The organism is Parabacteroides sp. AF48-14, assembly GCF_003477465.1.
In the GTDB taxonomy this organism is placed as follows: domain Bacteria; phylum Bacteroidota; class Bacteroidia; order Bacteroidales; family Tannerellaceae; genus Parabacteroides; species Parabacteroides acidifaciens.
This window is the reverse complement of the sequence record NZ_QUDI01000001.1, coordinates 263,786-289,779: the sequence shown is the minus strand read 5'-3', so window position 1 is coordinate 289,779 and position 25,994 is coordinate 263,786. Positions and strand designations below refer to the sequence as shown.

General features: G+C 51.8%; 30 protein-coding genes and 2 pseudogenes. 17 read left to right on the top strand and 15 right to left on the bottom strand.

Annotated elements, in window-relative coordinates:
- The 13 genes and pseudogenes from DW083_RS01255 to DW083_RS01185 form a co-directional block, all read left to right on the top strand.
- A partial coding sequence (locus DW083_RS01255) for a TraG family conjugative transposon ATPase (protein ID WP_122331161.1) occupies nt 1-1,685 on the top strand: 1,685 nt, incomplete at its 5' end.
- Nucleotides 1,686-1,699: 14 nt separating this feature from the next.
- Nucleotides 1,700-2,014 (top strand): DUF3876 domain-containing protein, encoded by a 315-nt coding sequence (locus DW083_RS01250; protein WP_004303798.1) that lies wholly within the window; start codon nt 1,700-1,702, stop codon nt 2,012-2,014.
- A gap of 35 nt (nt 2,015-2,049) precedes the next feature.
- Entirely contained in the window at nt 2,050-2,670 is a 621-nt protein-coding gene (locus DW083_RS01245; RefSeq protein ID WP_004295452.1) for a DUF4141 domain-containing protein, read from the top strand.
- A gap of 19 nt (nt 2,671-2,689) precedes the next feature.
- Nucleotides 2,690-3,769, top strand: coding sequence for a conjugative transposon protein TraJ (gene traJ, locus DW083_RS01240; protein WP_004303797.1), 1,080 nt, complete (start codon nt 2,690-2,692; stop codon nt 3,767-3,769).
- 11 nt (nt 3,770-3,780) lie between these two features.
- Entirely contained in the window at nt 3,781-4,404 is a 624-nt protein-coding gene (traK, locus tag DW083_RS01235; RefSeq protein ID WP_004295450.1) for a conjugative transposon protein TraK, read from the top strand.
- A 4-nt stretch (nt 4,405-4,408) separates the two neighbouring features.
- Nucleotides 4,409-4,708: a TraL conjugative transposon family protein gene (locus DW083_RS01230; protein ID WP_004295449.1), complete on the top strand. Its 300-nt coding sequence runs from the start codon at nt 4,409-4,411 to the stop codon at nt 4,706-4,708.
- The gene (gene traM, locus DW083_RS01225; protein ID WP_122331143.1) at nt 4,683-5,963 is read left to right on the top strand and encodes a conjugative transposon protein TraM; all 1,281 of its coding nucleotides are present in this window, start codon (nt 4,683-4,685) and stop codon (nt 5,961-5,963) included. The genes DW083_RS01230 and traM overlap by 26 nt, the downstream gene beginning before the upstream one ends.
- Nucleotides 5,964-6,036: 73 nt before the next feature.
- Nucleotides 6,037-6,957, top strand: a complete 921-nt coding sequence (traN, locus tag DW083_RS01220) for a conjugative transposon protein TraN (RefSeq protein WP_118418059.1) — start codon at nt 6,037-6,039, stop codon at nt 6,955-6,957.
- A gap of 1 nt (nt 6,958) precedes the next feature.
- Nucleotides 6,959-7,543, top strand: coding sequence for a conjugal transfer protein TraO (locus DW083_RS01215; RefSeq protein WP_004295446.1), 585 nt, complete (start codon nt 6,959-6,961; stop codon nt 7,541-7,543).
- A gap of 13 nt (nt 7,544-7,556) precedes the next feature.
- Nucleotides 7,557-8,000: a DUF3872 domain-containing protein gene (locus DW083_RS01210; RefSeq protein ID WP_118458466.1), complete on the top strand. Its 444-nt coding sequence runs from the start codon at nt 7,557-7,559 to the stop codon at nt 7,998-8,000.
- A 63-nt stretch (nt 8,001-8,063) separates the two neighbouring features.
- On the top strand, nt 8,064-10,016 hold the full coding sequence (locus tag DW083_RS01205) for a DUF4116 domain-containing protein (protein ID WP_117881280.1): 1,953 nt from the start codon (nt 8,064-8,066) through the stop codon (nt 10,014-10,016).
- Between the two features lie 361 nt (nt 10,017-10,377).
- Complete coding sequence (locus DW083_RS01195; RefSeq protein WP_004295441.1) at nt 10,378-10,764, top strand: hypothetical protein; 387 nt, start codon at nt 10,378-10,380, stop codon at nt 10,762-10,764.
- Nucleotides 10,765-10,834: 70 nt separating this feature from the next.
- A pseudogene (locus DW083_RS01185) lies at nt 10,835-12,176 on the top strand (IS3 family transposase).
- A 69-nt stretch (nt 12,177-12,245) separates the two neighbouring features.
- Here the strand turns inward: DW083_RS01185 and DW083_RS01180 are convergent.
- From DW083_RS01180 to DW083_RS01140, 9 genes and pseudogenes are all read right to left on the bottom strand, one after another.
- Nucleotides 12,246-12,449, bottom strand: a complete 204-nt coding sequence (locus DW083_RS01180; RefSeq protein ID WP_004295440.1) for a hypothetical protein — start codon at nt 12,447-12,449, stop codon at nt 12,246-12,248.
- Entirely contained in the window at nt 12,433-12,612 is a 180-nt protein-coding gene (locus DW083_RS01175; protein ID WP_004295439.1) for a hypothetical protein, read from the bottom strand. The genes DW083_RS01180 and DW083_RS01175 overlap by 17 nt, the downstream gene beginning before the upstream one ends.
- 4 nt (nt 12,613-12,616) lie before the next feature.
- Nucleotides 12,617-12,883, bottom strand: coding sequence for a hypothetical protein (locus DW083_RS01170; protein ID WP_004295438.1), 267 nt, complete (start codon nt 12,881-12,883; stop codon nt 12,617-12,619).
- A 46-nt stretch (nt 12,884-12,929) separates the two neighbouring features.
- Nucleotides 12,930-13,247: a hypothetical protein gene (locus DW083_RS01165; RefSeq protein WP_004295436.1), complete on the bottom strand. Its 318-nt coding sequence runs from the start codon at nt 13,245-13,247 to the stop codon at nt 12,930-12,932.
- A 42-nt stretch (nt 13,248-13,289) separates the two neighbouring features.
- Nucleotides 13,290-13,616 carry a hypothetical protein gene (locus tag DW083_RS01160; RefSeq protein WP_004295437.1) on the bottom strand — a complete coding sequence of 109 codons (327 nt, stop codon included), beginning with the start codon at nt 13,614-13,616 and terminating at the stop codon, nt 13,290-13,292.
- A gap of 40 nt (nt 13,617-13,656) precedes the next feature.
- Nucleotides 13,657-14,940: a PcfJ domain-containing protein gene (locus tag DW083_RS01155; protein WP_061436655.1), complete on the bottom strand. Its 1,284-nt coding sequence runs from the start codon at nt 14,938-14,940 to the stop codon at nt 13,657-13,659.
- A gap of 2 nt (nt 14,941-14,942) precedes the next feature.
- Nucleotides 14,943-15,352: pseudogene (locus DW083_RS01150) on the bottom strand (PcfK-like family protein).
- Nucleotides 15,353-15,397: 45 nt separating this feature from the next.
- The gene (locus DW083_RS01145; protein ID WP_117737034.1) at nt 15,398-16,390 is read right to left on the bottom strand and encodes a hypothetical protein; all 993 of its coding nucleotides are present in this window, start codon (nt 16,388-16,390) and stop codon (nt 15,398-15,400) included.
- 12 nt (nt 16,391-16,402) lie between these two features.
- Nucleotides 16,403-16,654 (bottom strand): hypothetical protein, encoded by a 252-nt coding sequence (locus DW083_RS01140; protein ID WP_004303766.1) that lies wholly within the window; start codon nt 16,652-16,654, stop codon nt 16,403-16,405.
- A gap of 543 nt (nt 16,655-17,197) precedes the next feature.
- Between DW083_RS01140 and DW083_RS01130 the strand changes: the two genes are divergently transcribed.
- Together DW083_RS01130 and DW083_RS01125 are read left to right on the top strand one after the other, a co-directional pair.
- The gene (locus DW083_RS01130; RefSeq protein WP_004319131.1) at nt 17,198-17,491 is read left to right on the top strand and encodes a helix-turn-helix domain-containing protein; all 294 of its coding nucleotides are present in this window, start codon (nt 17,198-17,200) and stop codon (nt 17,489-17,491) included.
- Nucleotides 17,488-17,799: a helix-turn-helix domain-containing protein gene (locus DW083_RS01125; protein WP_004295430.1), complete on the top strand. Its 312-nt coding sequence runs from the start codon at nt 17,488-17,490 to the stop codon at nt 17,797-17,799. The genes DW083_RS01130 and DW083_RS01125 overlap by 4 nt, the downstream gene beginning before the upstream one ends.
- A gap of 36 nt (nt 17,800-17,835) precedes the next feature.
- On the opposite strand, the gene DW083_RS01120 is transcribed toward DW083_RS01125, so the two are convergent.
- From DW083_RS01120 to DW083_RS01110, 3 genes are read right to left on the bottom strand one after another with little or no spacing between them, the layout of a single operon-like run.
- Entirely contained in the window at nt 17,836-18,201 is a 366-nt protein-coding gene (locus tag DW083_RS01120) for a hypothetical protein (protein WP_009123631.1), read from the bottom strand.
- Nucleotides 18,202-18,228: 27 nt separating this feature from the next.
- Complete coding sequence (locus DW083_RS01115) at nt 18,229-19,518, bottom strand: site-specific integrase (protein WP_009123630.1); 1,290 nt, start codon at nt 19,516-19,518, stop codon at nt 18,229-18,231.
- Nucleotides 19,519-19,549: 31 nt separating this feature from the next.
- Nucleotides 19,550-20,773: a site-specific integrase gene (locus DW083_RS01110; RefSeq protein ID WP_004303751.1), complete on the bottom strand. Its 1,224-nt coding sequence runs from the start codon at nt 20,771-20,773 to the stop codon at nt 19,550-19,552.
- Between the two features lie 417 nt (nt 20,774-21,190).
- Here DW083_RS01110 and DW083_RS01105 point away from each other — a divergent pair, with 417 nt between their 5' ends.
- Nucleotides 21,191-22,327: an ATP-binding protein gene (locus tag DW083_RS01105; RefSeq protein WP_122331142.1), complete on the top strand. Its 1,137-nt coding sequence runs from the start codon at nt 21,191-21,193 to the stop codon at nt 22,325-22,327.
- A gap of 168 nt (nt 22,328-22,495) precedes the next feature.
- Nucleotides 22,496-23,596 (top strand): 6-bladed beta-propeller, encoded by a 1,101-nt coding sequence (locus DW083_RS01100; RefSeq protein WP_122331141.1) that lies wholly within the window; start codon nt 22,496-22,498, stop codon nt 23,594-23,596.
- An 82-nt stretch (nt 23,597-23,678) separates the two neighbouring features.
- Here DW083_RS01100 and DW083_RS01095 read toward each other — a convergent pair whose 3' ends face one another.
- Genes DW083_RS01095 through DW083_RS01085 form a run of 3 tightly spaced genes read right to left on the bottom strand, consistent with a single transcriptional unit; the run spans nt 23,679 to nt 25,981 of the window.
- Nucleotides 23,679-24,155, bottom strand: coding sequence for a cytidine deaminase (locus tag DW083_RS01095; protein WP_122331140.1), 477 nt, complete (start codon nt 24,153-24,155; stop codon nt 23,679-23,681).
- Between the two features lie 33 nt (nt 24,156-24,188).
- The gene (locus DW083_RS01090) at nt 24,189-24,962 is read right to left on the bottom strand and encodes a LytTR family DNA-binding domain-containing protein (protein WP_115500009.1); all 774 of its coding nucleotides are present in this window, start codon (nt 24,960-24,962) and stop codon (nt 24,189-24,191) included.
- Nucleotides 24,959-25,981, bottom strand: a complete 1,023-nt coding sequence (locus DW083_RS01085) for a sensor histidine kinase (protein ID WP_122331160.1) — start codon at nt 25,979-25,981, stop codon at nt 24,959-24,961. Before DW083_RS01085 ends, DW083_RS01090 begins: the two co-directional genes overlap by 4 nt.
- Nucleotides 25,982-25,994: the final 13 nt, after the last annotated feature.

Below are 25,994 nucleotides of genomic sequence, written 5' to 3'. Positions count from 1 at the left end.
TTTTAGTTACAAATAAAAGTTTTGAATTGCTTGAGCCGTATGAGGGGAAACTCTCACGTACGGTTCTTAGAGGGGAAAGCTCCCGTAAGGGGGCTGACCTACTCGACATCGACCAGTATCTCAACGAGGCGCACTCGTTCGGTCTTCAATCCGTCCGGGCCCATTTCAACGTGCTGGCCTGGTCGGACGACGTGCAGGAGCTCCGGCATATCCGCAACGATGTGGGCAGCCAGCTCGCTCTGATGGAGTGCCGCCCGCGCCACAACACCGTGGACGCCGCCACGCTCTACTGGGCGGGTATGCCGGGCAACGCGGGAGATTTCCCCGCCGAGGAATCGTTCTACACGTTCATCGAGCCCGCGGTCTGTTTCTTCACGGAGGAAACCAACTATAAATCCTCGTCCAGCCCTTTCGGCATCAAGCTGTGCGACCGCGTAAGCGGCAGGCCCCTGCACCTGGACATCTCGGACGAACCGATGAAAAAAGGGATCATTACGAATAGGAATAAATTCGTGTTAGGCGGCTCGGGGTCAGGCAAGTCATTCTTTATGAATCATTTAGTCCGCCAATACTGGGAGCAGGGCACGCATGTCGTGCTGGTGGATACCGGTAACAGCTACCAGGGCCTTTGCGAGCTGATCCGGCGTAAGACCAAAGGTGAGGACGGCGTGTATTTTACCTATACCGAGGAACATCCCATCAGTTTCAATCCGTTCTACACCGACGACTACTATTTCGACGTGGAGAAGAAGGACAGCATCAAGACGCTGCTGCTGACACTCTGGAAAACCGAGGACGACAAGATCACGAAGACCGAGAGCGGCGAGCTGGGCAGTGCCGTGAACGCCTATATCGAGCGTATCCGCGCCGACCGGAATATCGTGCCGTGTTTTGACAGTTTCTACGAGTACCTGCGGGACGACTACCGCCGCGAGCTGGAGGAGCGGGAGATCCGGGTCAGCCGCGAGGATTTCAACATCGACAACATGCTCATCACCCTGCGGCAGTATTATAAGGGCGGACGCTACGACTTCCTTCTGAACTCCCGGGCCAACATCGACCTGCTCTCGAAGCGCTTCGTGGTCTTCGAGGTGGATTCCATCAAGGAAAACAAGGAGCTTTTTCCCGTGGTCACCATTATCATCATGGAGGCTTTCATAAACAAGATGAGACGGCTCAAGGGGGTACGCAAACAGCTCATCGTCGAGGAGGCCTGGAAGGCGCTCTCTACGGCCAATATGGCTGAATATCTGCGTTATATGTATAAAACCGTCCGCAAATACTACGGTGAGGCCATCGTTGTGACGCAGGAGGTCGAGGACATCATTTCCAGCCCGGTGGTCAAGGAGGCGATCATCAACAACTCGGACTGCAAGATCCTGCTCGACCAGCGCAAGTTCATGAACCGTTTCGACGCGATTCAGTCCTTGTTGGGGCTGACCGACAAGGAGAAGGCGCAGATTCTCTCGATCAACCAGTCCAACGACCCTTCCCGTAAATACAAGGAGGTCTGGATCGGTCTGGGCGGCGTTCAGTCGGCGGTCTATGCCACGGAGGTCAGCGTCCCGGAGTACCTGGCCTACACGACCGAGGAAACGGAGAAAGTGGAGGTACAGCGGCTTGCCGGCGAGCTGGGCGGTGATATGGAACTGGCGATCAGGCAGCTCGCCGAGGGCAAACGTTAAAGGGAGGGCAGGCCATGTATCGCAAGTGTATCGGATCAGACCCCACGGCGGCGCGTTTGGACTTCGCGCTGTACGAGGTGGCGGGCGAGTGGGAAAGCCGCTCGGGTTCTCCCCGGGTTCGCATCTACCGCAACCCGGGACGCCGGGGCGGCGGTTTTTACGTGGAGGTGTCCTACAAGGACGGGACACGCTTCTCCCGTCCCGTAAGGAAGTATTGGGGAGGTATCCGTTACTTCGACCTCTACGGGTATGTCGCCCTGGCCTACGATGCGGGGCGCGAGGTGCTCCAGCTCTCCGCCTACGGGGATTATTACCGGGCGTCGGAATGACCGCCCAAGTATTCACGAATTAAATAATGAAAAGGATGAAACGATTGATTTTAACGCTGTTCGTGGGGCTTCTTTGCTTCACGTACCAGGCAAAAGCGCAGTGGACGGTCATCGACCCGTCGAACCTCGTTCAGAACATCAAGAGCGCGGTTCAAAGCTCGACCACGGCGACCAACATGGTCAAGTCGCTGCAAGAGAGTATCAAGATTTATAACCAGAGCAAGGCTTACTACGACGCCCTCAAATCGGTGCATAACATCATCAAGGATGCCCGGAAGGTGAAGCTGACGCTCGAAATGGTCAGCGAGATCACGGAAATCTACACCTCGGGATTCAACCGTATGGTTTCAGACCCGAACTTCACGGTGGACGAGCTGGCGGCGATCTCGGCGGGTTACGCCCGGTTGCTGGAGGAGGGTGGCGCGCTGGTGGCGGAACTCAAGACGGTCATAACCGGCGGCAACGGCCTCTCGCTCTCGGACAAGGAGCGGATGGACGTGGTGGATCAGGTTTACACGAAGATGCTGGAGTACCGCAACCTCACGCGCTATTACACGCGCAAGACCATCTCCGTGTCCTTCATCCGCAGCCGCGAAAAGGGCGACGCGCACCGGGTGCTGGCACTTTACGGGAACCCGAACGACAGATATTGGTAACCTGAAAACGGAGGCAGTCATGGATTTCGACAATTTACACCAGGTTCTCCGGAACCTGTATCAGGAGATGATGCCGCTATGCGGCGACATGATCGGGGTGGCGAAAGGTATCGCCGGCCTGGGTGCGCTCTTTTACGTGGCTTACCGGGTATGGAAGGCACTGGCCAATGCGGAGCCTATCGACGTGTTCCCGCTCCTGCGGCCTTTCGCCATCGGCTTGTGCGTGATGTTCTTTCCCACCGTGGTTCTGGGGACGATCAACGCCGTGATGTCGCCCGTGGTGCAGGGCACGCACGCCATACTGGAGGGGCAGACGTTGGATTTGCAGGCATACCAGCAACAGAAGGACGATTTGGAAGCCGAGGCCCGCAGGCGCGAGGGCAAGGCTTGGTTAGTGGACGACGAGGTGTATGAACAACGGCTTGCGGATATGGGTATCACGGATTTGGGCGAGATTATCAGCATGTGGGCCGAACGCACGTGGTACGACATCAAGGCCGGTTTCCGGCAGCTTGTCCGGGACTTCTTCGAGTTGTTGTTCAACGCCGCGGGGCTTACCATCGACACGCTGCGGACATTCTTTTTAGTCGTGCTGTCGATTCTGGGGCCCTTGTCGTTCGCCCTCTCCATTTACGACGGCTTCCACTCGACGCTCGCGAGCTGGATTTCCCGCTATATCAGCGTGTACCTTTGGCTTCCCATCGCCGACCTGTTCTCCGCGGTGCTGGCCAAGATCCAGACGTTGATGCTCCAGGCGGACGTCCTGGCCCTGCAAGACCCCAACTACATTCCCGACAGCGGCAGCGGTGTCTATATTATCTTTTTGATTATAGGTATCATAGGCTATTTCACGATCCCCACCGTTGCCGAGTGGGTGATCCAGTCGGGCGGAGCCGGCGGGGCTATGGGCGGTATCAACAAGGCCGGGGCATTCGCCACGGGTGTCGCGGGCGGTATCGCCGGCAACATGATCGGCCGCACGTTCGGGCGTCGCGGCGGTGGCGGTTCCTCCTCCGGTAACGGCGGCGGTGGCCCGGCTTCGGGCAGTGCCCCCAACGGGCGCAACCTGGCAACACAAGGTAACAGTAATCATTCATAACAATTTGGACAATGGAATTCAAGTCATTAAAAAACATCGAAACAAGTTTCAGGCAGATTCGGCTTTTCGGTATCGTGTTCCTCTGCCTGTGCGCGCTGGTATCCGTGTTCAGCGTGGTCGCGAGCTTCCGTTTCGCCGAAAAGCAGCGCGAGAAGATCTACGTCCTGGACGGGGGCAAGTCGCTGATGCTGGCGCTCTCGCAGGATTTGAGCCAGAACCGCCCCGTGGAGGCGCGCGAACATATCCGGCGTTTTCACGAGTTGTTCTTTACCCTCTCGCCCGACCGTGCGGCCATCGAAAGCAACATCAACCGCGCGCTGTTCCTGGTCGATAAGAGTGCCTTCGCCTATTACCAGGACATGCAGGAGAAAGGTTACTACAACCGTGTGGTGTCGGGGAACATCAGCCAGCGTATCGAGGTGGACTCCGTGGTGTGCGACTTCAACGCCTATCCCTACCGGGCCATGACCTATGCCCGGCAAATGATTGTCCGCGAGAGCAACATCACCGAGCGTTCGCTGGTCACGCGCTGCGAGCTGATCAACTCGGGGCGTTCGGACAATAACCCGCAGGGTTTCATCATGGAGAAATTCGAGATTCTGGAGAACCGCGATTTACGTACATTAAAAAGATAAGGCTATGGCAAAGAAGAGAATAAAGGCTTTCGGGGAGTGGGTCGAAGACCACCTGCGCCGCGCTTGCGGGGCGCTCTCGCCCGATAAGCGGATTATCGTGATCCTCACGCTGCTCTTGTTCTTTTCCGTCTTGTCGCTCTACTTTACCGTGTCTTCCATCTACCGCTTCGGCAAGGGAGCCGGGGAACGGATGCAGATACGGCATATCGAGCGGCTGGAGCTGGAATTAAGACAACGGCAGGAGGCCGACAGTGTAAAACATCTAAAAGATTTCAATTATGACGACGAACGAAAAACAGAATAAACGGCCGGAGGCGGGGAAAAAGGAACTCACGCCCCGGCAGATACAGATGCGGAAGAAGATGGTGGTCTTCCCGCTCTTTTTCCTGGCCTTTGCCGGGTGCATGTGGCTGATCTTCTCCCCCGGCGAAAAAGAACGGGAGGAGCCTTCGGCGGGTTTCAACACGGAGCTGCCGACCCCGGAATCGGAGGGTATCCTCTCGGACAAGCGTGATGCCTACGTGCAGGAGGAGATGCGGCGCAGGGAGCGGGAAAAGATGCGCTCCTTGCAGGATTTCGCGTTCGGGATGGAGGACGAGGAGGAAGAACCCGTCATGCCCGCTGCCGTGCCGGATAAGTCTTCCGGCCCTGCCGGCGGTTCGTCGGGAGCTTTCCGGACTTCCCGTGCCGCCTATGCCGACATCAACCGCCAGTTAGGCAGTTTCTACGAGGACACCGCCGGTGAAACGGGGGAAGAGCGCGAGATGCAGGCCCGCATCGAGGAACTGGAACGCCGTCTGGAAGAACAGCAGGCGCAGAAAACGGCCCAGGAGGAGCAGGTAGCGCTGCTGGAGAAGTCCTACGAGATCGCCGCCCGCTACATGAACGGCGGTCAGGCCCCTGAAGCCCCGCATCAGAAAGCCTCCGTTTCCGGCAAGGCTTCCGTGCAGCCCGTGCGCCAGGTGCGCCGTAACATCGTGTCGCTGCTCGCCGCCCCGCTGCCCGATTCGGTCTTCGCCCGTGAGTTCGTCAAGCCCCGGAACTGGGGTTTCAACACGGTGGGGAGCGACCTTCGCGAGCCCGAGCGCAACAGTATCCGCGCCACCGTGCAGCAAACCGTGACGCTCACCGATGGCGGGGAGGTTACTTTCCGGCTGTTGGAACCGATGATGGCGGGAGATCTGCTCATCCCCTCGGGTACGCCCGTAACGGGGGCGGCGAGGATCAACGGCGAACGGCTGACGGTCAAGGTCAGCGCTGTCCAGCACGGCGGGGCGGTCGTTCCGGTCGATCTGTCGGTCTATGACACGAACGGCAACGAGGGTATTCCCGTGCCGGGGTCGGAAGAACTCAATGCCGTGAAGGAGATCGCCGCCAATATGGGCGCGGGCATGGGCAGCAGTATCACGATCACGGACGATGCCGGTTCGCAACTGCTCTCCGACCTGGGGCGCAGCGCCATCCAGGGCGTGTCGCAATACGTGAGCAAGAAGATGCGCTCGGTCAAGGTCACGCTCAAGGCCGGTTACAGCGTCCTGCTGCTCCCGCCCCTTCAATAAGGGTACAAACGACGTACTTCCGTACACCACTGAAAAAAATCCATTTTTATCAACAATCAAAAATTTATCGAGTATGAAAAAGATTCTTCTGGCACTCGCTTTTATCGGGTGCATGTTCGCTGCCCACGCGCAGGAAAAGCCCTCCACGGGCGATTTGTACGACGGTCTTACCCGTCCGCTGACCTTCAACCGGGTTATCCCGCCCTACGCGCTGGAGGTGACGTTCAGCAAGACCGTGCATGTGATTTTCCCCTCGGCCATCCGTTACGTCGATCTGGGGTCTTCGGATCTTCTGGCGGCGAAAGCCGACGGCACGGAAAACGTGCTGCGTGTAAAGGCGGCCCTGCGTGATTTCTCGCGCGAGAGCAACCTTTCGGTCATTACCGAGGACGGGGCCTATTACAGCTTCAATGTCAAGTATGCCGACGAGCCGGTGAAACTGTCGGTCGAGATGGCGGACTTCCTGCATGACGGGGAGGCGGTAAACCGCCCCAATAACGCGCTGGACATCTATTTGCAGGAGTTGGGATGCGAATCTCCGCTGCTGGTCAAACTGATCATGCAGTCCATTTACAAGAATGACCGCCGCGAGATCAAGCATATCGGTTGCAAGCGTTTCGGGGTACAATACCTCCTCAAAGGTATCTACGTGCATAACGACCTGCTTTATTTCCACCTCCAACTGAAAAACTCCTCCAACGTGCCTTTCAACGTGGACTACCTGACGTTCAAGATTACGGACAAGAAGGTGGCCAAACGCACGGCCATCCAGGAGCAGGTCGTATGGCCCGTGCGGGCGTACAACAACGTGCAGGTCATCGGCGGCAAGCGTACCGAGCGCATGATCTTCACGCTCCCGAAGTTCACGCTGGCCGACGACAAGCAGCTGGTCGTGGAACTGCACGAGCAGCAGGGCGGGCGACACCAGACTTTCACGGTGGAGAATGCCGACCTGGTGCGCGCACGTGTTATCAACGAGTTAAAGGTAAAGTGATATGAAACGGGCGATATTCATTCTCACGCTGGGGTTATGCCTCCTCCTTTCGGACGGGGCGCACGCCCAGCGTGCCCTGCCCGCCATGCGCGGGCTGGAAATACGGGGAGGCATGACCGACGGCTTCTATACCCGGGACAGCCGCAGCGAAACGGGCTACTGGTTCGGGCTGGCCATGAGCCGCTACGCGAAGAATGCCGACAAGTGGGTGTTCGGCGCGGAGTTCCTGAACCGTTATTACCCCTACAAGTCGGAACGTATCCCTGTGGCGCAGTTCACTGCCGAGGGCGGTTACTATTACAAGTTCCTCGCCGACCCGTCCAGGACTTTTTTCTTCTACCTCGGCGGCTCGGCGCTGGCCGGTTACGAGAGTGTGAACCGGGGCGAAAGGCGGCTCTATGACGGCTCTACGCTCCGCCACCGCGACCGTTTCCTCTATGGCGGGGCCGTCACGCTGGAGGTCGATGCGTACCTGACCGACAGGATTATCCTCTCGCTGACGGGGCGTGAGCGTATCCTATGGGGCACTACAACGGGACATTTCCACGCGCAGTTCGGCCTGGGCGTGAAATTCATAATCCATTAAACTTGCAAGCGACATGAAAAAGATGAAAAAGATATTGGCCATGGCGGTCTGGATCGCCGCCCTGGGTCTTTTATGCGCATCCTGCGACAACGGGCTGGATATACAGCAGGCGTACACGTTCTCTCTGGAAACGATGCCCGTTCAGAAGCGAATCTCCGTTGGTGAAACCGCTGAAATCCGCTGCACGCTCGTGCGGGAGGGGAGATATGACGGCGCGCGTTACACGATCCGCTATTTCCAGCCCGACGGGCGCGGTGAGTTGAGGATGGACGACGGTACGGTGTTCCTGCCCAACGACCGCTATCCGCTCGACCGTGAGGTGTTCCGCCTCTATTACACATCGCGCAGCGATGACCAGCAGACCATCGACGTCTATGTCGAGGACAACACGGGTCAGGTCGTGAAGACCTCCTTCACGTTCCAGAGCGAGAACGGGACGGAGGAAACGGAACGATAACGGAATATGTCTAACCAAGAGAAGCGCCCGTCACCCGGGCGCTTTCCATAAATACTGAAAACCATGACAGAGCAAGAGAGAATAGATATAGCCTATCTCGATACGGGGGTGTACGAGAACCCGTGGCGCGAGAACCTTTTCGAGACGCTGCCCGAGGATCGGAAAACGGCGGAAGTCTGCCGTTTCGCCATCAAGAAATCGGCTTTCAACATCGAGTTCGTTCCCGAAGCGATGAAAACGCCGGAACTTTGTCTTGCCGCGGCCGGCCACCGGGGCGAAACACTGAAATTCGTCCCTGACCGTCTGAAGACACCGAAAATGTGCCGTGCCGCCGTCGATAGCAACAGCTACGCGCTGTATTACGTTCCGGAGGGGTTGAAGACCCCCGAACTGTGCATGGCGGCCGTGAAGCGCAACGGTCTGGTGCTGGAGGCCGTCCCCGGGGAATTGAGGACGCCGCAAATATGCCGTGCGGCGTTGAAAGCGGTGGACAGTGCCGATTACAAGATACTCCCTTACATTCCGTATCCCGATATATGCCTGGAAGGGCTGAAAAAATTCGGGATGTCGTTCGTGGACAAGTTCGAGATTTTCGCCTCCATTGCCCCGGAGGTCATGACCGGGGAACTGGCCCTTCACGGCGTGGGGATGGACGCGTCCTGCCTTTCGCTCGTGCCGGTGGAACTGCGCACGGAGGCAGTCTGCCTGCGTGCCGTCAGCGGGGACGGCATCCTGCTCCATGAAGTGCCGGAGGAATTACGCACGGAACGGGTCTGCGAGGCCGCCGTGTCCTCGAACTACCTGGCACTGGAGTACGTTCCGAAACATCTGAAAACCGACCGTCTGTGCGGGATGGCGCTGGAGCGCGATCCCCTGGCCATCCGCTTTTTCAACCCCGAACAGCTCACGCCGGAGGTCTGCAACCGGGCGTTGGCCCGTACCGACGACCTGCGTGTCCTCCGCTATATCCCCTTCGAGGAGATACACCTGAAAGTGTTGGGGTTCTATTGCACGAATTACGATAAGACCTTCGATTTTTTGGAGAACATGAACCCCTGGTTCCTCACGCCGAGGGTGGCCCGGGAAATTTTCGCCCTGGAGCCGGAGCTGTTCTACAACCTTCCCGACCACGCCAAGAACGAGGAGATGTGCCGCCGGGCCGTCTGGCACGACGGGAGCTACCTGCAATATGTCCCCGAGAAGTGGAAAACGCCGGAGTTGTGCATGGAGGCCATACGGCGCAGTCCCTATGCCATCGCCCACCTGCCCGAGAGCATGAAAAGCCCGGATCTATACATGAGCCTGGTGCGGGAGAACCCGCAAAACCTGAAAGGCGTCCCCCGCGAAGCCCGGACGCCGGAGATGAGCCGGGAGGCTTTCGAGCGTACCTACGGGAAGGACAAAACCGATTTCTCGGTTATCAGCGCGTTGAGCGACCCCGCCCTGGTCTTGCAGGTGTTCCGCGAGCAGGACGACCCGCAGCAGATACACCGGTTGATGAGTGTCCTGCACCTGAACCGCCGGCTTGTAACGGAGGAGGTGGCGTTGGAGGCCGTTCGCAAGGATGCGGGGGTGCTGTACGACATTCCCCAGAGGGCCATCACGCCGCTCGTGGCCGATACGGCCGTGCGGGGCGACCCGAGGATGATCCAGTGGGTTCCGAGGGAGCTTCGCACGGCGGATCTGTGCCTCTATGCCGAGGCCGCCCATCCCGAGTTGCGGGTTTACGTTCCCGACGAAATAGCAAAGGGACGTAATATCTACTCGTTCCACCGTCAGGTGGACGCGAAATTGCGGCAGCCGCTCGAATACGAACAATACAAGACCCTCTACTCGGGCGGCGCGGTGCGTGTGAACAACGTGTGGACGTCGGTTGCGGGTGAGATTGACTGCTGCGAGGTGCGTTACGACCGTAAGACGGAGAAACTCAAACTGCGGATCGTCGAACCGCCCAGGGAGAAGAAGGCGCAGCCGAAGGTCGCGCCCCGCAAACCCGCCCGGGGGCCGAAATTGTAGGACGGCGGGTAGTTCTTTGGCAGGAAGGTTGTTAAAAATCGCACGTGTTGTCGCCGATACCCGAATGAAATCGTTATATTTGCAATCGAATCCTCCGGCGGCGTGCCGCCGGGCGATTTACATACGGAAGGAACACATTATGGTGGGGCATTGAAAACAGCCAAATTTTAATCCGCTCGCAAAATAATGGGTAGTTCTCTTCTTCATCGTCGTGTCTATATGCGTCAAGCGTATGCGATAGCGGCGTGGGGAGAAATTATCTATCGAGTGGATGGGTGCTTGGCTGTACCTCAATGCCGGTATTTAACGTATTCTCACGCCTTTTTCGTATGGTATTTGTCTGAACCTAAAGAAAAGCGATATGGAAACGAAATCGACAAATGAGGTAAAGGGTGATTACGACCGGGTATCGGCGAGTGAATGCCTGGGGTCGCTAATCGAGTTGCACGGGATTGTCATGGAAGACGATCTGTTCGTCATTCCCGATGCGGATGGCACGGCAGTATTATACAATGACGGGAAGATACGTTTTGACGAGATCGCCGACATCGAGGTCGGCTCGGTGTTTGTGGGCATCCTGCTCCGCAACGGCTATCTGTTCTACCTTTCCCGTACCGAACCGCTCAAGACGTGCATATACACGCATGGCGGGTGGGGTTCAATCTCTGAAATTTCTCCCCGTGGCATTGCCGGACATATCGGGCGTGAACTGCACGGGAAGCTGGGCGACCATACGGCGGTCGATTGACGGGAAACAAAAAAATCGGACGGTTGTTTGTACTGCACCCCAAAAGTTGGACACTTTTGGGGTGTTTTTTATGAAATATAATTATGAGATTCGTTTAAAGGCCGTAAAACTGGTACTCGAAGGCGGACTTTCGGTTAGGGAAGCCGGATGTCACTTGGGCTGTGGCCGCTCGCAAGTTCACTTGTGGGTAACATTATTCGAGCGCCATGGCCTTGCCGGCCTTAAGCTGCGCCACGGTAGCTACAGTGCAGAATTTAAGTTGTCAGTTTTGAAGCATATGCACCAAAATCATCTATCTTTGCTGGAGACAGCAGTGCATTTCGGCATTCCGGGCCCTTTTGTTATTCGTCAATGGGAGCGGCTCTATCAAAACCAAGGTGCTGAAGGCCTGCGGCGTAAACCGCAAAGAAGGAGCCGGCCATGAGTAAATCGAAGACTAAAAAAGTCAAACTCAAAACGACTCCGCACGAAGAGTTGCTTAAGGAACTGGAGTATCTTCGTGCCGAGAATGCTTACTTAAAAAAATTGCAGGCCTTAGTCGAGGAGCGCATTGTCCGCGAGAGCGGGAAAGAGCCCAAGCCATCGAAGGACTAAGGCCGCAGTGCCGGCTTTCAGTATTGCTCAAAGCCGCAGGGATGGCGCGAAGCACATTTTATTATCACTTCAGAAAATCAAAACAACCCGATAAATATGCTCGCGAAAAAGAGAGTATTATAAGGTTATATCACGAACATAAGGGGCGTTATGGTTATCGGCGCATTACCGTTGAAATGAATAAGATCGGATATGCGATAAATCACAAAACCGTACTTAAGCTGATGAATATTTGCGGGATAAAAAGTCAGGTCAGGCTCCGTAAATACTGTTCATACAAAGGACAGATCGGACGGATAGCGCCCAATCTTCTGCAACGCGACTTTGCAGCCGAAAAACCGAATCAGAAGTGGGTTACTGACCTTACGGAATTTTCGGTTTGCGGCGTAAAGTTATATCTATCGCCGATTATGGACTTATATAACCGGGAGATTATTAGCTATAAAATAGCTGAACGCCCTAACTTTATGCAGATCATGAAGATGCTGGACGATGCGTTTGCCAGAATACCGGATTCTCCGGGTATTGTCTTGCATTCCGACCAGGGCTGGCAGTATCAGATGAAGCAGTATCAGCTCCGTTTAAGACAGAAAGGTATTACACAGAGCATGTCGCGCAAGGGTAACTGTCTGGATAACGCTGCTATGGAAAGTTTCTTTGGATTATTGAAGTCCGAATTATTATATTTGCAAAAATTCTCATCCATAGACCATTTCCGAAAAGAATTGGAAGAATATATCGACTACTACAATAACAAGCGGATAAAGAAATACTTAAACAACATGAGCCCGGTACAATACCGAACTCATGCCATCTAAACAAATACTAATCCGTCCAATATTTGGGGTGCACTTCAGTTATCGTCCGATTTTTTTCGCGTCGTATTTTCACGGCCGTTGCCTGCCGTGTTCCCGTTTCCGCCTTTGCAGGGCGAGCAGTTGCCGCAACATGTAGGCATGGTTTTCCCCCACGGTATGCCCCGAGGGCATCAGGTAGGGACTTGCGAGGCACTCCCGGCATTGGCGTACCGCCTCTTTTAAGTCGGTAACGGTTATTTCCGCTCCCGTGATGTCTTTAATCTTTGTTTCCATTCTTGTCCTGTTTTTTTGGTTCGTACCAACTGTCCCGGTAATTTTCTCCCACGAGCGAGAAAATTCCGCTCATGCCGCTTTCAGCGGCGAAATTTTTGGCTTCCCATATACCGGAAAACTCTCCCAGCAGCCGGTAGCCGATGAATAATTTGTACTTGCGCATGATTTTATCGTTTTTCCAGGTTGATAATCGGTGTGTTCTTTTGCAGCCATTCCTTCACGCTGTCCATGTTGTATTCGGATGTGATAACCGCCGTTCGGTCGTCGATTTCGGTGAAGCGCGTAGTTTCATACCCGTCGATCCACTGCTTCAGCGTGGCAACGCCCCACACCTGCGGGTCGTCGAACATGGTGTTGAGCCGCCCGATACCCTCGCCGAAGGTTACGAGCAGCGTTTCATAGGAGATTTCCTTGTTTACTTCATTCGTTTTCATATTCTCGCTTTTTACGGGCGGCTTTTGCCGCCCCGAAATTTTTTAATCAGACAAGTTCCACTCTAACCCTGCTCATGTTCGCCCAGAACACGCCGTTGCAGTAGTAGGCGTAGCCGTTATGCCAGTTGCTCCTGCGGCGTATCACGTCCTGCTCGGGTGGTCGTATCTCGATACTCGTGGTGTAGATGTTGTGTCCCACGGTAATGACGAGGTTGCACCTTCGCCATATCTCGGAATGGGTTTTGAACCCGTTTTTCCCCTCGACGAGCGCAAGGGCCGTCTTGACTGCTTCCCGAACTTCCCAATCCCACTCCCCGAAGGGTTTGAGCGGGCGTGCCATGTAGCTTTTATAGATGATTTTCATTGTTATATTTTTTTTTGTAGGGCGGCTTTCGCCGCCCCGATTTTATAATTCGACAATCCTTTCCACTCTGCCGTACAACATGGAGCGTATGCTCGTCTTGTCCACGCCCTTGTATTCCGTGTAATGCCCGTACTGCTTTACCACGAATGTTTTCAGTACATCGACAAAGTTGAAACGATACCCTAAAAGCGGAATGGAGTCCTTGAAATAGGTGTTATGGTTTACCTCACGGGTAATCCAGTCTTTCTCCTCACGGGTGAGCGTTCCCCCGTCATTGAGCCGTTTGCGTAATATGTACGCTTTTGAGCCTGCAAGGCTTTCGAGTGCGGGAACGTCCCACGACACGAATTTATATGCTATTTGGTTCATTCTATTTTGTTTTTGCGGGCGGCTTTCGCCGCCCCGATTTTTATGCTGTCATTCGTTTCCGTATAAGGGACATGTTCCCCTTCATCAGTTTCAGTATTTGCCCGTGGTATGGGGTATTCTTGTTACACACGCCACGGCTCTGCACGACCTCCATGCGTTTTAGGGACACCTCTATCGTTTCGATACGTTTGCCGTCGATTGTGGCCGAGAGTATGAGCGAGTCGGCTTTCAGATAGTATTCGTTGGTAAACACGCAATGGTGCATGGCCTCGCCCTCCTGCCGTATGGCTTCAACGCTGTCCAATACCTTGATGCAGATTTCCCCGTCGGAAAACTCCACTCCGAAAAACCGCCCTTTGGCTTCGACAAACGAGGCTTCCTGTTCCAACGCCTTGCGCCGTTCCTCCTGCCGCCGTTCCATTTGCATGTGCCGCCGTTTTTTTGCCATGTAGAGGTCATGCGCTGCGGGCAGGTCTGCGGGACACACGAAATGGGCGTTATGCAGGTCTTTCCCGAAAAATCGCAGCAGGTCGATGTAGTCGCACCATTCCGTCGGTTTCCCGATAGCGTACCCGTTACGGATGGCGATACGGATGGCCGGCCAATAGTCTGCGATATTGCGGGAGGAACGGGCGAAAAATCGCACGAGTGCCGTTTGTCCCGCTTTAAGCAGCGTTTCGGCCTTGTTCTCCGAGAGCAGCAGGTGGATAAGGTCGAAAGGGGTTACATCGGGGAGTTGTTTGCCGTAGCCGCTTCGGCGCAGTTCGGGGATAAGCCGTTGCCGGGGATAGATGCGTGTGGGCGTGATGTTGTATTTCCCGTCGTTCTCCGCCCGCAGTTCCAATGCGCTCGACCAACTCCACCCGTGAACGAAGAAGCCCATCGGGCGCAGCCGTGCGAAGGTTGCGGAGCGTCCGTCGGGGGCAATCCACCGCTGTACGGCTTCGATATGGGTGTAAACGGGCGTCTGTCCCACTTTCGCCCAACACTCGATATAGACGAAGCGCAGGACTTGAAAACCCTTGCAGCGGGTTACGATGCACAAATACTCGTAATCGTTGAACTTGCGGCGCAGGGTGGTTTCCACTTTCAGCGTGGTGTGGCAGTGCGGACACTCGCACCCTAACAGATTGTCCGTGAGTTCTCCGTTTTCGCTCTGCCACGTGTGGCCGCACTCGGTGCAGGTGATAAGTCCTTTCGGCGTGCGGCGTCCGATATGCTCGATGCAGTTCTTGTACCCCCATTCGATTTGTGCGGGGGTAAGCGGCGGCAGGTGTTTGCTTGCCGCCACGACGTTCTGTTGGAATTTTGTTCTCGGTTTCATAACTAAAATAGACTGGGCATTAGTTTGTTATCTTCGATTTTCTTGGGTTTGGACTTGGCTTTCGCCAACTTGGCGTAGGCTTCGCTCTCGGCCTTCCGTATGGCGTTCCGCCGTGCCTCGGCTTTTTCCTCCTCGGTCAGTTCAACGGTGTGATTGACCACTACCTTGCAACTGACGGGTTTGCCGATGTCGATGTCCTCCTCGTCGTAATAGTGGAGTGCCATAGAGTATATTTCCTCGTCGCAAACCCGTTGCAACCGCTCTGCCGTACTTGGTTGATGATGAAAGTGCAGCAATCGTCAATGTTCTTTTTCGGGTTGGCGTATCGGGGTGCGAAAAGTTCGTCCTCCCGTGCTCGTGCGTCGAGATAGTTCTGTATCGTCAGTTTGAAATAATCTGTTCCTTGTGCCATGATTTTTTGGTATTGTGGGGCGGCGAGCCGCCCCGTGTTCAACATTTATTCGTCCTTTCCGAGAAGCCGCCGCACCTCGTCCTCTTTGGTCTTTTGGAAAATCCATCCCGCTTTCTTCTGCCCGTCATGCGTCAGCCGTGCGTTGAAGCGTCCCCCGAGTGCGTGAAGGGCGTCCTTGACGGGCTTGGTGTCCCCGAATACGGCTATCGCCTTCTCGGAATAGTCCACGATGATAAACCCGCCTTGCACGCTCGTTTCAGTGCGTTCCGCCCGTTTTTCGTCTTTCGGCTCGGGCAGACATATATTCTCCTCGTTTCCTGCGATATATGCCAGCCTGTCGATGTACCCTTCACGGGTGTAGTGGGTCAGTTTGCAGACACTCCACCCGTATTTCGGACTTTTGCCGAGCGTGAAAACGGGATAGCGGTGTTCGTTCTTGGGGTCGTATTCGGAGAGGTGCGCCGTTTGCGGGAAATTGGCCGCCGCCTTTCTCAACTCCCCGAAGCCGTTGCGGGAGGTGGCCGAAAAGCCGAGAATGACGGTACGCACGCTTCGGGTGGTCGAACACTCGTAAGAGGGGTCAGTGTATTCCGTTTCGTTGAGTTCGGCGATGATTACGCCCTGCACCCCTTCGGGCATGATGCGGCGTAACCTCTGCGCCCCTATTTCCGCTATGCGGTCATGCTCGGCTTTCTCTTTGGCGGCGGCGATGGCCTGCGCCGTGGCTTGCTCTTCCGCCTGCCCCACAAGCAAAGCCACCTCGAAAGCGTCCATGAACTCGGGGTTCACGTCGTCGTAGTACCTGCCGATACCGAATGTTTGCGAGAGGGGTCGCAGAATGTCCGTTTGGCTGATTTCCTTTGTTTCGGTATCGACCATGTGGTACACGTAGCCACGGGCGGTGTGTTCCACCTTGTAAACGACGTAACGCTTTCTGCTCGCACCCGCACCGATACCGATGATAACCTGGTTTTCCTTGACTACCTGCACCTGCGTGTCCGTGGTAGTCGCTCCGAATAATGAAATGTACTTTGTCATACCTGTAATAATTTAGAAGATGTGAGTGAATAGGAAATAGAAAAAGCCGGTTAGAGCCACGAGAGAAACAAGGCAGGAGAAAATGCCCCGCAGGATGTCATAACAGAACGTGAAGCCCAAAACGACCCAAATAAAGTCGATACCCCACACGTGGAAGCCCAAAGCCACCGCCCCGACCTTTACCGCCAACCCGACCTTTGCCTTTATGCCAAGTGGAAGGTTGGAGGATTTCTGTTTCCATTTATTTTTCTCTTCGTTTCTCATAACCTTTGACTTTTTTTTTATGCCGTAGCGGAGCCGGTATGGATGGAATCTGTTTCGGTAGCATCAAAAGGTGTCGGGGATAGCTGCTGCAAGATTTTGTCGGAAAATACGCTCGCCCGCAGGGAAAGAGGAAGATTTTGCGGCAAACCGCCCCGCGGCCCGATCTTGCAGCAGCGTGAGCCCCGTAACTACCTTTGCTACTGACAACAGATTTCCATACCGCGCTCCGCGGCATGAAAAAAAAGAGAGGAAAAGGTTATGGGAGAGAAACGGGGAGAAAACGATATGCCGTGAACGCTCGCGAAAGTCGGTTCACGGCTCACCCTGCATGGAATGATAAATCGCCCGCGAACATTTCCTTTCACGGGCGATTGGCGTATCGGAGCGTGCCGATCCCGTATCGGCGGAGGATCGTTTCCGCCGGACGTGGCGCCACTCGCTGCCACTTTTAAGACGGATACGTCCATATGCCACTGGCTGATAACAAGATACTGTCCATTTGTGTACTTTTGGGCATCCGGGAAACAAAAAATGAAACAGAACATGGAAATAATAAGTATGGACGTGAAGGCTTTCGACGCGCTGGCAGGGCACGTGGAAGCCATTGAAAGAAAAGCCGAGGCGTTATGCCGCAGGCAAGAGGACGTGAGTTTGAAAAAATGGCTGGACAACCAGGATGTCTGTGACGTGCTGGGTATATCGAAACGTACCCTGCAAACCTACCGGGAGAAAGGGTTGCTGCCTTTCAGCCGCATCCGTCACAAAATCTTCTACAAACCGGAAGATGTCGGGAAACTGCTGCAATCGTCGCACTATCCTAATACCGCCGCGTTATGAGCCATTATTTCATCGACAAGCACGATCCGCGTGTGGCGGATCTCTTCCGGCGTTTGGAAAAGGCCGGCAAGGCACTGGATAAACTGGAATCCTCCGGAGGCCGGACACTCAAGGGAGAGCGGTTCGTCACCGACGAGGAATTGTCCCGGCTGCTGAAAATCAGCAGGCGTACATTGCAGGAATACCGTACGGCGCGGATCATTCCCTATTATTTGATTCAGGGCAAGGTACTATACATGGAATCCGAGATACAGAAATTCCTGGAAGATTCCCGGAAGAAATGTATCGGGGGACAGGAATGGGTATAAAAGAAGAACGGCCAACGTTTTGGCTGTTCTTCTTTTTCAGTTCAATATCGTGTTCATACCGGGGAGCTGCCAGACGACAGCAGTCGTCGTGGCCCTTCGGACAAGCCACCGTCGGAAGGCTTCGGCATTCCCGGATTTTAAGCGGAAAGCCAGCGCGGCGATCATTTCGAGCGAATACAGCTCGACAATACCGCCGTCACGGTTGCGCTCCCGGCGGTAAACCCTCTCCTCACAGAGTATGCCGCTTTTGAGTATGGAGCGGATGTTGCTCCCCACGGCAGGAACGAAGACTCCGAACAGGTCGGCAATCTGGTGGCGCGTGAGCCATACACGGTTCTCCGGCGTGTGGATTTCCACCCGCCCGTTTTCAATGCTGATAGGTTCTCTTGTCGTCATAGTCATACAAATTTATCAATTTTGTTATACTGTTCAACCGTTTACCGTTATAATATCTGCCGTTTCCGGTTCGTCCTCCTCGTAGAGATTTATTTTCCGGCCTTTGGTCTGTTCTTTCAGCCGTTTCATGTCCTCGTCCACCTTGCGGTCGGTCACTTTGGCGTAAATCTGCGTGGTGGAAATGCTCTTGTGTCCCATCATGCGGCTGACAGTTTCGATAGGCACACCCAACGAGAGCGTGATATGTGTCCCGAAATTGTGCCTCGCCTTGTGAAAGGTCATGTCGAAGCCGTATGTCCGTCCCAGTTCTCTGGTGAGCTTGATGAGATACCCCCGGCAATAGAGATTGAAAATCCTGTCGCTTTTACGCTCGTGGCGGTATTTCTCGATGATCTGCAACGGCACGTTCAGCAGGCGGATGGCCGAGGGCGTTTCGGTCTTCTGGCGCCGGATGTGTATCCAGTACGTTCCGTCGTCCGACTGCGTGATGTCTTTTTCGGACAAGCGTTTCAGGTCGGCGTAGGACAACCCCGTGAAGGTAGCGAAGAGAAACCAGTCCCGCACCCGCTGGAGGTTGGGTTTATCGACGGGAGTTTCCATCAGCTTTTTGAGGTCTTCGAGTTTCAAATGGCGGCTCTTGCGCCGGGGCAGTTCCGGGTGCAGCTTCCCGTAAGGGTCGCGCCGGAGTGTACCCTGACTGACAGCCCGCTTGGTCATTTTCTTCAACCGGTAAAGATGCTCGTGTACTGTCTTGGGTTTCATTTCACGATCTGTACGCAGGAATATTTCAAAATCATCGTAGAACTCCCGGTCAAGGCTCCGCAACGCTACATCCTCCTTTTCCTTCCTTTTTTTCACGAAGGAGGCTAAAATATTATAGGAGTTCTCGTAACTTTCATAGGTTTCTTCCTTGCGATCCACGCCGACACGCTTGCGGAACTCCTCGTTATGCTCGCGGAACAAGGCAAGGAGGGTGAACGGTTTCTGCCCGATTCCTTCCACGGCGTTTTTGACCAGCTCGGCCGTCACGAAACCGAGGCTTTTACGAATATGACGGTAATGTCCGGTGATTTTTTCGGTCAGTTTCTCTATTGCCAGGTTTACCGTTCGGGCGTTCTCGCTTCGTCCGTTCGCCCTTTTGGTTTCCGGATTCCAAAGCGATGGCTCGACAAACGCGTTGATATTGATCGGGGCCGACTTGGCGTCGATGCTTACCTTGCATAACAATTTACATGTTCCGTCCTTGCGGACTTTCGTGCGGTTGATGTAGAACAGCAGGGAGAACGTGCTGCGGCGTTTTATCTCTTTATTATTCGTTTCCATAATCGTTGTGAATTTGATTGTCAATGATAGATTAAATAGCTACGGAGAAGCGGCCGGCAATCTTTTCCTCTAAAGACCGGGTATCCATGTCGATCTTGTCATCGGTCACTTTGGCGTAAATCTGCGTCGTGGAAATGCGGCTATGCCCCAGCATTTTACTGACGGTTTCAAGCGGGACACCATGCGAAAGCGTGATCTCGGTGGCGTAGGTATGGCGTCCGCAGTGAAAGACGAGCTTCCGTTCAATTCCGCAAATGGCGGCAATACGTTTCAGTGTCCGGTTGAGTTCGTTGTTGCTGTACATCGGCAGCAGTTTTCCTTCCGGGGCCATATCCCGGTACTTGTCGAGGATGAGCAACGGGATGTCGAGCAACGGCACTTCATAGTCGATTTTCGTCTTCTTGCGGGCGGTCTTGATCCATACCTCACCGTCCTCGGCCACTTCCAGATCCTCCGTCGTCAGGCGGCACATGTCCCCGTAAGGGATACCCGTGTAGCAGGAGAAGAGGAACAGGTCGCGGATATGGTAGAGTTTCGGGTCGTGCAGGGGTGTGGTCATCAGCCGTTGTAACTCCGCTGCGGTAAGGTATTTCTGTTCCCGCTCGGGATGTTCGGCTTCATAACCCGCGAACGGGTCGGCAGTGATAATCCCTTCCGCGATGGCTTCCCCGACAATCGTGTTCAACCGTGTGACAAGCAACACGATAGTTCCCAGGGCAAAGCGGCGCTCCGTGCGTAGGTAGAGGTCATAGTTGTCGATGAATGAACGGTTCAGGGCCGTGAAAGGAACATCCGACAACTTGTATTTCTCCTGGATGAAAGCAGCCACACAGTTACAAGCATAGCGGTAAGATTGCGCTGTTCCCTTTTCCCGGTTCACGCCGACACGTTTTTCGAAATGTTCGATGAACGTCCGGAAATAACCCAACAGGGTTTCCTGCCCGAAAGCCGTCCCCAACAACAGATTCCTTATTTCTTCAGCCGTTACATTCTCACGGGTGGCTGACAGTTCGTCATAAATGGAAATGGCTGAAGCTCGCAAATCGTCCAGTTGCCGGTTGATTTCCCGCGCGGCGTTACTTTTACCCGTGGCACGTCCGGATGCCCACAGTGCAGCGGGTACGGACATTTTCGCACTAAAAGCCGCTTCTGAAAATTTGCCGACAACAAGTTTCGCCATGACCGGGCAATGTCCCTCGTCATTCATTTCGCTCTTTTTGAGGTAGAACGTAACCGTTACATCCGTCTGTTTCATAACTCTATTTTTTTTATGTTGCAAAATTACTTGATATATAGCTATTTACAGTTATGAAAATTATAGCGGAACAAAGAATAAAACCCCGGATGCCGGTAACATAACCTGTATTTCCATGAAAAACGGAAAAAAACGGTTATCTTTACGGGCAAAATATAGGGTTCTTTGCATGGTGAACGGTAAAACCGCAGGTGGTCAAGCGTTATTTTGCCGGATTATCCGGGGCTAAAAAAGGTAACGGATAAGTAGCAAATCTTTCTCTTAACCTTTCATTATCCTGCATTTTAGCGATTTGGAAAGGTATAGAAGAATTTGGCTTAACTCTCCTCAATACCAAACACTTACTTTATTTATCCAAATTTTGCCGTTTTTTTGCGAGTTCTCTTTATATTTGTCTGACAATAAACAAGAAATCGTATGAACAATCCATTTGTAACAAACGGTTATGTGTCGCCGAAGTATTTTTGTGACCGGGAAAAAGAAACAGCTAAAATTGTTTCACTCCTGACAAATGAAAATAACATCGCACTCATTTCTCCCCGCCGTATTGGTAAGACTGACCTGTTACGGCATTGTTTCCAACAACCGGAAATAAAAGAGAAATATCATACATTTATCATCGATATTTATGCAACCAGCTCTGTCCGTGACTTCGTTAATGTTTTTGGCAAAGCCATCTTGGATGAATTACGTCCGAAAGGGAAATCAGTCTGGAACAGCTTCTTGAATATTCTTGCATCATTACGTTCGGAAATCACATTTGATATAAACGGACAACCTACATGGGGAATCGGATTAGGCGCCATCACCAATCCGAGTGCTACTTTAGATGAGATTTTTTCTTATCTGAATCACGCCGACAGACCCTGTTTGGTAGCGATTGACGAATTTCAGCAAATAACCAAATATGCAGATGATGCCAATATTGAAGCCGCATTAAGAACTCACATTCAACGTTGCCCCAATGCACATTTTGTATTTTCGGGTTCTCACCGCCATTTAATGGGAGCGATGTTTACTTCCCCGGCACGTCCTTTCTATCAGTCGGTTACTTTGATCAATCTTGCCCCTATTTCTTTGGAGAAATATACTGAATTCTGTTGCAGGCATTTTACGCAAGAAGGGAAAGAATTATTGCCGGAAGTTGTAATCAACCTGTATAAACGCTTCGAGGGCATAACCTCCTACATGCAGAAAGTGATGAACATTCTTTTTACCATGACCCCGGAAGGAGGAAGATGCTTACCTGAAATGACAGATATCGCAATTAAAGATATTCTTGATCTTTCGTCAGACACTTATGAAACATTATTATATCAAATGCCTGAAAAACAACGAGCTGTTTTCCAAGCCATAGCAGCAGAGGGAAAGGCTGAAGCCATATCCGGCGGCAATTTTGTACGCAAATACCGTTTGATATCCGCAAGTTCAGTATCATCAGCAGCAAAAGGTTTGCTGGAAAAGGATTTCATCACTTTTGATAAAGGGATCTATCAAGTTTATGATCAATTTTTCTTGCTTTGGTTGCGCTACAAAGAAGGGGGGGTATTGTAAAAAAACGGCATAAACGGATATTCTTGTAGTTAATGTATTCTTGTTGAAAATCTCCGTTTTTGGATGAAAAGTACAAGTGTCAATAAAATATCAACAAAATAATCACAGAAAGAAGGAAAGAAATTTGTATTATTGCATCTATAACAACACACATATATCATTTGCAAGATGAATCATATATTAGTTTTTTCAATATTAGTTTTTTGTTTGTCCTGTCAAAAGAAACAAGAAGAAAAAGGTTTAGAGAAGGAAATTAGGTTTTCTACAAATGTTTCTGATATTCCTATAGATACTTTGTTTGAAGATATAAAATATACTCCGTTGGAATTGACTGATTCGTCTTTAGTCGGTGATATTAAACGTATTGTATTATACAATACAGATCTGTATATTTATGACAGGTCAGATGGAATTATCGTTTTTGATATGAATGGAAAATATAAATATAGACTTCAGCATAAAGGAAATGGTATAGGAGAATATGCTTATATGTTCAATTTTAATATGAATAACCAAGGTGATATTTCGATAATATCACGTCCCTCATTTATTTATACTTATACGAATGATGATCAGTTTGTATCCAGGATTATGTTAGAAGGAGTATCGATAAAAGATATTTATTATTTAAATGACAGTACGCTACTCGTTCGTTCTGCTGATGATCAAGATGGCTATAAAATTAATATTGTAGACATGAATAAAAAGCAGATAACTCATTCGTATCATCCAATACAAGGACGTATGCTTGATTTTTGCATGAATGATTGTTTTACAACCTACAACGGAAAGTTACTTTTGAATACATATCAGAGTTTGGATATTTACGAATTGACAAAAGACAGCCTTTCTATTCGCTATACAGTGAATGTTTCCGGAAAAGTACCTCCAAGAGATTTTTGGGATCGTAAGATACCTGATTGGCAGTTGATAGCAGAATGGGAAAGTAGTAATTTTATTGCTCATATACCTTGCTTTACCGAAACAGATCGTTCAGTATTGCTCCGTTATGAAGGAAAATCAGAAGAATCGAAAGGATATGCTTTTGTAAATAAGAAAACAGCGCTCCCGTATGTTTTCAAAAAAATCATTTGGGACGATAAATTCCGCTGGGAACCGGAATTTATGTATCCGTTGAACGACGGTTATGTTGCCATTTGTTTATCAGCATCTGTTCTTCTTGAGCAAGGTAGTGAAACAATGAAGGAACGATTCCCTAACTTGCATGAAGAAAGTAATCCTATTTTGATGTTGGCAAAAGTAAAATAAAAGTAAATGGTAAATTCTATCTTTGCATGGGATGTTTCATGGAAAACACAGTAGAAAGACGAGGCAACAATGCCTCAGTCTTTCACTCCAAAGAAGTTTTACCGAAGCAAAGAGGCAACAACGATTCGGCACTCTCCGCTATAATCACCTCTTTTGTTCCGCATAACAGCACCTTCATCGGTTTGCCGTAACGTTGTTCCGTTTCCAACAAGACTTGGCGACAGGCGCCACAGGGTGAAATGCTTTCAACCTGGCGGCCATTTGTGGCGGCAGCAATGGCAAGCGCAACAACCGGGACATCCGGATACCGATGGCCGGCATGAAACAAAGTCACCCGCTCCGCACACAAACCGGACGGATAGGCGGCGTTTTCCTGATTGCTTCCGGTCACAATCGTACCGTTTGCCAACAGGGCGGCTGCCCCTACATGAAACTTCGAATAAGGGGCATACGACCCTTCCGTAGCCTTTACGGCTGCTTGCATCAACGGCAATTCTTCATCCGGCAACTCGACAAGCGGATATATTCTGATTTTTGTTTCCAGTTTGATCTCTTTCATAAGGCAACATTTAAAGTGATATTGGCAAAAATACTAAAAATTAAGCCATAATTTGAACGCAGAGAGTTTTTCTTCGCTAATCGTCACTTTGGTTTTATAAGGCGGACGTACCGTTACTACGATCTTTCCGTTAAAATAAGGTTCCGCATGGTCGATAGCATCAATGCAAACAATGATCTGCCGATTAGCCCTAAAGAAACAGGCCGGATCCAATTGATCCGTCAATTTATTGAGAGATAAATCAATGATATGTTCCTGACCATTTTTCGTAACAGCAAATGTCACCTTGTTTTCCGAATAAAAATAGGCAATATCGTCAACCCGTAACGTCCAAAAACGATCGACTCCTGAAATCAGGAAACGAGACCGGTAACGTTTTTCCTTCTGTTGCAGTGCATCAAGTAAAGTCTCCAGATAATCCTGCGATTTGACATATTCGCCCCCCAGCAATGTCTCATATTTCAGAATGGCATCCGAAAGACGCTTTTCGTCTACCGGCTTCAGTATATAATCGATACTGTTGACAGCAAATGCCCGAACCGCGTACTGATCATAAGCAGTCGTAAAGATAACAACCGAAGTAGGTTTGGCTACCGAAAGAAAATCAAACGAATTGCCGTCTGCCAACTGTATATCGAGAAAGATAATATCCGGATGCGGGTGTTCCCGGAACCATAGGACCGCTTCGTCTACACTGCCCGGCAGGACAGTTACGTTCCACTCCGGACGCAGGCGCGTCACCATCGAATTCAACAAACGGGCCGCCGGTACCTCATCTTCTATTATGACTACATTCAATTTATTCATACCAACAACGGAACTTTTACGATAAACATTTCTTTTTCATGTAAGGCCCGGATTTCCTCACCCAACATCAGCTTGCACCGATTTGACAAATTCTTCAACCCGATACCGGACGATTTCCTGCTTTTACGGGGCTGTACAGGGTTGGCAACGACCAGACGATCTTCCTGCACGAAAATATCGATCTTCATCGGCCGGGCAGAGGTAATCGTATTATGCTTGATCACATTTTCCACCAACAATTGTAAAGTAAGCGGAGGAAGCATCGCCTCCGTCAGGTCGGCAGGGATATCGCACACACAACTGATACAATCTCCCAGCCTCACCTTATGCAGAAACAGATACGAATCCAGGAACTCCAGCTCTTCTCCGAGTGAGACCAGCGTTTTATCCTGGCTTTGCAGGACATACCGATATACACTGGATAAGTTTTTGGTGAAACGGACCGCATTATCAGGATTGTATTCGATTTCGGCAATCAACGTGTTCAAGCTATTGAACAGGAAATGAGGATTCAGCTGGTTTTGTAAAGCGGTGTAGCGTGCCGTATTGTTTTCCTTTTGCAACGCTGCGGCTTCCTGCTGCAATTTCAATGTGTTCTGGATAGAACGGTTCGCCAGCAACAAGCCTAAAATAACCAACTCGACCAACCAGACGACCAGCAGAATACGCCACCCTCCATTGGGGAAGATAAGCGGATCATCCATACCGACCAGCATCTTGGCTACGACCAGCAGACTGTAATTCAATAAGAGCAACAACAACATTACGATCGCATAGATCACAACTATTTTCCATCTTTTCCGAATGTTCAACGCATACTGATCATTCATCCACGAACTGATCCTCAACGTCGAATACCCCAAGACATTGAAAGCTGCCACAAAGAATACAAACGCCCCTTTCGAATACAGAACATCCGCCACATGGGCGGATAGTTCCGTATAATTTACGAGTAAGAGATAGGAAAAAGCTCCTAACCCGGAAAACAACAAACCATATAAAATTGCATTCCACTTCATACCCGTTTCATCC

Bases quoted from the DNA above. Each gene is read 5' to 3' on its own strand.
- DW083_RS01250 (WP_004303798.1), top strand. From the start codon at position 1,700: ATGTATCGCAAGTGTATCGGATCAGACCCCACGGCGGCGCGTTTGGAC.
- DW083_RS01245 (WP_004295452.1), top strand. From the start codon at position 2,050: ATGAAACGATTGATTTTAACGCTGTTCGTGGGGCTTCTTTGCTTCACG.
- traJ (WP_004303797.1), top strand. From the start codon at position 2,690: ATGGATTTCGACAATTTACACCAGGTTCTCCGGAACCTGTATCAGGAG.
- traK (WP_004295450.1), top strand. From the start codon at position 3,781: ATGGAATTCAAGTCATTAAAAAACATCGAAACAAGTTTCAGGCAGATT.
- DW083_RS01230 (WP_004295449.1), top strand. From the start codon at position 4,409: ATGGCAAAGAAGAGAATAAAGGCTTTCGGGGAGTGGGTCGAAGACCAC.
- traM (WP_122331143.1), top strand. From the start codon at position 4,683: ATGACGACGAACGAAAAACAGAATAAACGGCCGGAGGCGGGGAAAAAG.
- traN (WP_118418059.1), top strand. From the start codon at position 6,037: ATGAAAAAGATTCTTCTGGCACTCGCTTTTATCGGGTGCATGTTCGCT.
- DW083_RS01215 (WP_004295446.1), top strand. From the start codon at position 6,959: ATGAAACGGGCGATATTCATTCTCACGCTGGGGTTATGCCTCCTCCTT.
- DW083_RS01210 (WP_118458466.1), top strand. From the start codon at position 7,557: ATGAAAAAGATGAAAAAGATATTGGCCATGGCGGTCTGGATCGCCGCC.
- DW083_RS01205 (WP_117881280.1), top strand. From the start codon at position 8,064: ATGACAGAGCAAGAGAGAATAGATATAGCCTATCTCGATACGGGGGTG.
- DW083_RS01195 (WP_004295441.1), top strand. From the start codon at position 10,378: ATGGAAACGAAATCGACAAATGAGGTAAAGGGTGATTACGACCGGGTA.
- DW083_RS01180 (WP_004295440.1), bottom strand. From the start codon at position 12,449: ATGGAAACAAAGATTAAAGACATCACGGGAGCGGAAATAACCGTTACC.
- DW083_RS01175 (WP_004295439.1), bottom strand. From the start codon at position 12,612: ATGCGCAAGTACAAATTATTCATCGGCTACCGGCTGCTGGGAGAGTTT.
- DW083_RS01170 (WP_004295438.1), bottom strand. From the start codon at position 12,883: ATGAAAACGAATGAAGTAAACAAGGAAATCTCCTATGAAACGCTGCTC.
- DW083_RS01165 (WP_004295436.1), bottom strand. From the start codon at position 13,247: ATGAAAATCATCTATAAAAGCTACATGGCACGCCCGCTCAAACCCTTC.
- DW083_RS01160 (WP_004295437.1), bottom strand. From the start codon at position 13,616: ATGAACCAAATAGCATATAAATTCGTGTCGTGGGACGTTCCCGCACTC.
- DW083_RS01155 (WP_061436655.1), bottom strand. From the start codon at position 14,940: ATGAAACCGAGAACAAAATTCCAACAGAACGTCGTGGCGGCAAGCAAA.
- DW083_RS01145 (WP_117737034.1), bottom strand. From the start codon at position 16,390: ATGACAAAGTACATTTCATTATTCGGAGCGACTACCACGGACACGCAG.
- DW083_RS01140 (WP_004303766.1), bottom strand. From the start codon at position 16,654: ATGAGAAACGAAGAGAAAAATAAATGGAAACAGAAATCCTCCAACCTT.
- DW083_RS01130 (WP_004319131.1), top strand. From the start codon at position 17,198: ATGGAAATAATAAGTATGGACGTGAAGGCTTTCGACGCGCTGGCAGGG.
- DW083_RS01125 (WP_004295430.1), top strand. From the start codon at position 17,488: ATGAGCCATTATTTCATCGACAAGCACGATCCGCGTGTGGCGGATCTC.
- DW083_RS01120 (WP_009123631.1), bottom strand. From the start codon at position 18,201: ATGACTATGACGACAAGAGAACCTATCAGCATTGAAAACGGGCGGGTG.
- DW083_RS01115 (WP_009123630.1), bottom strand. From the start codon at position 19,518: ATGGAAACGAATAATAAAGAGATAAAACGCCGCAGCACGTTCTCCCTG.
- DW083_RS01110 (WP_004303751.1), bottom strand. From the start codon at position 20,773: ATGAAACAGACGGATGTAACGGTTACGTTCTACCTCAAAAAGAGCGAA.
- DW083_RS01105 (WP_122331142.1), top strand. From the start codon at position 21,191: ATGAACAATCCATTTGTAACAAACGGTTATGTGTCGCCGAAGTATTTT.
- DW083_RS01100 (WP_122331141.1), top strand. From the start codon at position 22,496: ATGAATCATATATTAGTTTTTTCAATATTAGTTTTTTGTTTGTCCTGT.
- DW083_RS01095 (WP_122331140.1), bottom strand. From the start codon at position 24,155: ATGAAAGAGATCAAACTGGAAACAAAAATCAGAATATATCCGCTTGTC.
- DW083_RS01090 (WP_115500009.1), bottom strand. From the start codon at position 24,962: ATGAATAAATTGAATGTAGTCATAATAGAAGATGAGGTACCGGCGGCC.
- DW083_RS01085 (WP_122331160.1), bottom strand. From the start codon at position 25,981: ATGAAGTGGAATGCAATTTTATATGGTTTGTTGTTTTCCGGGTTAGGA.